Here is a 4,270-nt window from a genome sequence, read left to right as displayed (position 1 = left end):
GCTATTTCAAGAGAATTTATGAAGTTCTTAGACATCTTTGTCACCCAATACTTAAGAAGATATACCTTCAAAAAAAGGTATCCATCTCAATTATTGAGGCGCTTTGAAAAAGTCAAGTGCCTTTTTCTATTTTTGTATTAAGTTTGTGTTACAATTATAGAGAATGGCTAAATACCAAATTTTGTATCTATAGCTTTATGACATTGGTCTGCCGTCCCCTTGTCACGCGAACCTTTAGAAGCAGCGCAAGTCAAGAACCGTCCCTGCTTGCTTTTTGTTCTTAAATTATATTTAAAAATGTTGCGTTTTAGTTGACCAATCAATAGATGTTGTATTAGAATAAATATGCGGATTGTGGATGTTATGTTTGCCGTATTCAAGAGGTAAGGGGTTCGATCTGCTTCATCTCCACCAAAATATGCGTGGAAAAGTAAGACTGTGACTAGCTTTATTGCAAAAAGACTTTTGGTTAAAATCTTTGATAATGGCACTTGTATATATAAAAGTCCAAATCTAAGCTAAATGAAAAGCTGCTGCAATGGGCAACCCAACATTCGGTAAAATAGAACGGGGCATTCCTCTGATTAAAGTAATGCTGGCTTTTTTAGAAAGATATGTCCCGTTTATCTTTGTAATAAGCATTTTTTAAAATGTTCATAAAAAGTTCATGCTTTCATAAAAAATTATTCATAAGATTATGGCAGATCGCAGCATATCTGTAAGCTCAACATGCATTTAGTGTACATAGGATGAAAGTGCTTTCGACTCTATATCCAAAGGGAGGTGCTTTTGGGGATTATTTTTTGCTACTGTGATTTGGTAATGGAGGTATTTATACAGGCCTGTAAAAGAATTTAAAGTTAATTATGTAGGAAAGGGACAAGCTGAGCCTTAAGCCCTTATTGCTGAAACCGAAGGATGTTTGAAGTTTTAAGTGTGATAATTTTGTATAGTGAGGTATCAGAATGGATTTATTTCTTGTTATAGGTATTATTGTTGGTGTAGGCGCAGTTGTTGGCGGAATGTTTGTAAAGGGAGCAAACATTGCAGTGCTGCTGAATCCGGCTGCTGCAATTATTATTTTAGTTGGAACTATGGCGGCTGTAATGAATTCTTTTCCAAAGAAAGAGTTTTTAAATATTCCCAAAGTGCTGAAAGTGCTTTTTAAAAACAAGAGCCAAGAAGATTCTTCCGCAGTAATAAAATTTATTATTGAGATGTCACAAAAAGCACGAAAGGATGGGCTGTTGTCTCTGGAGCAGGAGATTCAGACAATGGACAATGAGTTCATGAAAAAAGGCTTGAGCATGGTGGTTGACGGGCTGGAAGAGAATTCAGTCCGCGGAATTCTCAGTCAGGAAATAGAGTCTATGGAGGAGCGGCACAGGGCATGTGCTCAAATATTTACGTCTGCAGGCAGCTATGCGCCCACTCTCGGAGTTTTAGGAGCCGTAATTGGTTTGATCGGCGCACTCGGAAATTTAGAGGATGTAGAGAAGCTGGGGCATATGATAGCTGCAGCGTTTGTTGCTACCCTTTATGGAATATTTTTTGGGTATGTGGTTTGCCATCCAATGGCAACGAGGTTAAAAAGAAAATCGCATGAAGAAATCAGCAACATGAGGATTATAGTTGAAGGGATACTATCTATACAGACCGGGGAGAATCCACAAAGTATTAAAATGAAATTAAGCGGACTTTTGGAACCCAAGCATAGAAGCAAGCTTGATGAAGGAATTACGGAAAACTAACATAAGAGGAGAAAATTTCAATGTCAAATAAAAAAAAGATCCATCATGAGGAGCATGTTGACGAAACCTGGTTGATTCCGTATGCAGATATGCTCACCCTGCTTCTGGCTCTTTTTATTGTTATGTTTGCAATGGGACAGACCAACAAAGAGAAATTACACCAAATCAGTGATCAATTTAATATAATCTTCTCTGGAGGGAGCGGTTTTTTTGAAAAGGATGGACAAAGCCTTGTCCCTCATTTGAATCACGGAGGATCTCTTTCTCCGCAGTTAGTTGAAGCAGATAAAATGAATGAGATTAAATCAATGCTGGATAAGGAGATAGAGCAGGAAGGCCATTCGGATAAAATCAGTCTGGTGCTGAATGATGAAGGACTTGAAATCTCCATACAGGACACAGTGCTTTTTGAACCGGGTGATGCCACTATATTGGATAAAGCCTCACCGATGCTTAATTTTGTGGCTAAGGTGCTTTCGACGATAGATAATAAGGTCAGGATAACCGGCCATACCGATAATATTCCCATCAAAAATCGTCAATTCCGTTCTAATTGGGATTTGAGTGCCATTCGGGCCATTAATGCCATGGAATTTTTGATAGATACAGGAGGTATTGAGCCAAATAGATTCTTAATCCAAGGGAATGGAGAGTATTCGCCTAAATTTGACAACTCCACGGAAAGCGGACGTGCAAAGAACAGAAGAATAGAGGTCAGCATAATTCGTAAATATCCTCTTGATGAGTAGTGTGACAGGAGCATGGGGTTATTGACACCACATCTTGCGTATATAGTGATATATGCAAGATGTGGTTTTTATTTTAAGAGTGTCAACAACCCTGTCCCTTTGTCATGGTTTATTCATAACAACTTTGGAGATACTTCTATTAAGGAAGGTGATAGTTATGGGAAATCAAATAAACTTGTCCAAAAGTGTATATGAGATCTCTAAGGAACATCCTGATGTTATAGAAATAATGAAGGAATTAGGGTTTGAAAGCATTACTAATCCAGGTATGCTAAATACCGCAGGAAGATTTATGACTATACCAAAGGGAGCAGCAATGAAAAGCATCCCCTTGGATAAAATTAAAGAAGCTCTTAGGAATAAAGGGTATGAAATCATTGAATAGGGAGTGGATATAATGAGTGAAATGATTAATAACCGTGAGTATCGCCAAAAAATATTAAAAGAGTTGATTAAAGAACTTCATAACGGCAAAAGTGTTGAGGAGGTCAAGCCTAGATTTGAGAAGCTGATCCAAGGCATTTCTGTGACGGAGATTTCCGAAATGGAGCAGGCGTTGATTATGGATGGAATGCCTGTGGAACAAATTCAGAATTTATGCGATGTGCACGCTGCTGTTTTCAAAGGCTCCATTGAGGAGATTCACCGCCCTCAAAAGCTAGAAGAGGTGCCGGGACATCCAGTACATACTTTCAAGCTTGAAAACCGTGAACTGGAAAAACTGGTGAATGAGAGAATAAAGCCAAATCTTGAAAAATTTAAATCTGTTGATAACAGTGACAATGTAAAGAAGCTTGTGGATGATTTTAATTTACTGTGGGAGATCGACAAGCACTATTCAAGAAAAGAAAACCTGTTGTTTCCTTTCATGGAGAAATACGGCATTACAGCCCCGCCAAAAGTTATGTGGGGTGTAGATGATGAAATAAGAGCTGCTATTAAGGAAATAAGAAGACTACTGGCATCTGATGCTGTGAATAAGGAAGAAGTTGCAGAGAAAGCCGGTGAAGCAGCAAACAAGGTTATTGAAATGATATTTAAGGAAGAAAATATACTGTTTCCGATGGTGCTTGAAACACTGGCAGAGGACGAGTGGGTAAAAATCGCCGAAGAAAGCGCAGAAATAGGATATACACTCGTTGAACCTAAGGAGAAATGGAGCCCGGTAAATCTAAATGCAGAGAAAAAGGTTATCAGCCAGGGACTACAGCCTTCCAATAACGGCTATATTAAATTTGACGCCGGGATTTTGACACCGGAAGAAATTAACGCAATGCTTAACACCTTGCCTGTAGATATTACCTTTGTGGACAAGGAGGGTGCTGTGAAATACTTCACACAAGGGAAAGAGAGAATATTTGCAAGGCCAAAAACAATTATTGGCAGGCAAGTGCACAACTGCCATCCGCCGGCAAGCGTACACATTGTTGAGCAGATTGTGGAGGATTTAAAGAGCGGTAAAAAAGACAAAGAAGATTTTTGGATTAAGATGGGGGGCAAATATGTATATATCCGATATTTTGCCGTAAGGAACGAAAAAGGTGAGTATCTAGGAACCATGGAGGTTACGCAAGACATCAAACCGATACAAGAAATCACAGGAGAGAAAAGGTTAGCTTCAGAGTAAAACGTGACAAGGGGACGGTAGACTGTGTGAATACTCTGATTTGCAGTAACTCTAAATAGATCCCATTTTTTGTAGTTGTCCATTAAACCCCATTTTATCGGCCGAATTCTCAAAAAAAGAGCCGGTATTGTTATTATACCAAT

Annotated in this window: 4 protein-coding genes and 1 pseudogene; all 5 read left to right on the top strand. The window is 38.8% G+C overall.

The genetic code is table 11. The features are described from left to right. Window positions 1–414 precede the first annotated feature (414 nt). A pseudogene (locus DFR58_RS22675) lies at window positions 415–522 on the top strand (hypothetical protein); the annotation flags it as partial. A 443-nt stretch (window positions 523–965) separates the two neighbouring features. Then, window positions 966–1,751, top strand: a complete 786-nt coding sequence (gene motA, locus DFR58_RS21370) for a flagellar motor stator protein MotA (RefSeq protein ID WP_114300483.1) — start codon at window positions 966–968, stop codon at window positions 1,749–1,751. Between the two features lie 20 nt (window positions 1,752–1,771). Next, the gene (locus DFR58_RS21365) at window positions 1,772–2,500 is read left to right on the top strand and encodes an OmpA/MotB family protein (RefSeq protein WP_114300481.1); all 729 of its coding nucleotides are present in this window, start codon (window positions 1,772–1,774) and stop codon (window positions 2,498–2,500) included. Between the two features lie 157 nt (window positions 2,501–2,657). After that, the gene (locus DFR58_RS21360; protein WP_114300479.1) at window positions 2,658–2,885 is read left to right on the top strand and encodes a DUF1858 domain-containing protein; all 228 of its coding nucleotides are present in this window, start codon (window positions 2,658–2,660) and stop codon (window positions 2,883–2,885) included. 12 nt (window positions 2,886–2,897) lie between these two features. Beyond that, window positions 2,898–4,127, top strand: a complete 1,230-nt coding sequence (locus DFR58_RS21355; RefSeq protein ID WP_114300477.1) for a DUF438 domain-containing protein — start codon at window positions 2,898–2,900, stop codon at window positions 4,125–4,127. Window positions 4,128–4,270 lie beyond the last annotated feature (143 nt).

Origin of the sequence: Anaerobacterium chartisolvens, from assembly GCF_003337415.1 — a bacterium.
Taxonomy (GTDB): Bacteria; Bacillota; Clostridia; order Acetivibrionales; family DSM-27016; genus Anaerobacterium; species Anaerobacterium chartisolvens.
Note: the sequence above shows the minus strand (reverse complement) of the source record. Positions and strands in the feature narration are given on the sequence as shown.

What these genes read in the sequence shown, in the direction of transcription:
- motA (WP_114300483.1), top strand. Translation starts at nt 966, where the DNA reads ATGGATTTATTTCTTGTTATAGGTATTATTGTTGGTGTAGGCGCAGTT.
- DFR58_RS21365 (WP_114300481.1), top strand. Translation starts at nt 1,772, where the DNA reads ATGTCAAATAAAAAAAAGATCCATCATGAGGAGCATGTTGACGAAACC.
- DFR58_RS21360 (WP_114300479.1), top strand. Translation starts at nt 2,658, where the DNA reads ATGGGAAATCAAATAAACTTGTCCAAAAGTGTATATGAGATCTCTAAG.
- DFR58_RS21355 (WP_114300477.1), top strand. Translation starts at nt 2,898, where the DNA reads ATGAGTGAAATGATTAATAACCGTGAGTATCGCCAAAAAATATTAAAA.